The following is a 427-nucleotide window of genomic DNA, read 5'->3' on the forward strand; positions in this document are numbered from 1 at the left end:
TGCCCGTTGCAGGTGTACTGGTCGATCGCCGCACCCGAGTTGCTGGTGTTGCCGTACACGTCAAGACACAGGCTGTCGTTCGCGACCACCAGCCGGTGATAACCGCTCGGGAAACCACCGCCGCTGCTCGAACTGGCCGGCGTCAGATAGATCGCGAACGCGTCGTGCGCGGCCTGGAAGGTGAAGGGCACCGTGATCGAGCCGCTGGACGCGCTCACGGACTGGTTGTAGACCACCTGCGGCGTCGACAGCGGCGCCTGGTCCGGGATCCGCTGCACCTGGACGTTGACACTGCCGCCGCCGGAGAGCCAGGAAAGCGAGGACAGGCCGCTGAAAGTCACCGACGCCGAGCCGGTGTACCCGTTGGAGTCCCCGACGATCGCCACCGCCCGCTTCGCCGTACTGTCCTCGGACGCCGAGATCGCCG

The 427-nt window shown here is 67.2% G+C and carries 1 protein-coding gene; it reads right to left on the reverse strand.

What is annotated here, in order from left to right; genetic code table 11:
- Window positions 1–427: RICIN domain-containing protein (locus KGA66_RS30710; protein WP_369015994.1), on the reverse strand; the 427-nt coding region annotated here is incomplete at both ends.

The sequence above is a fragment of the Actinocrinis puniceicyclus genome (assembly GCF_018283645.1).
GTDB classification, from domain to species: domain Bacteria; phylum Actinomycetota; class Actinomycetes; order Streptomycetales; family Catenulisporaceae; genus Actinocrinis; species Actinocrinis puniceicyclus.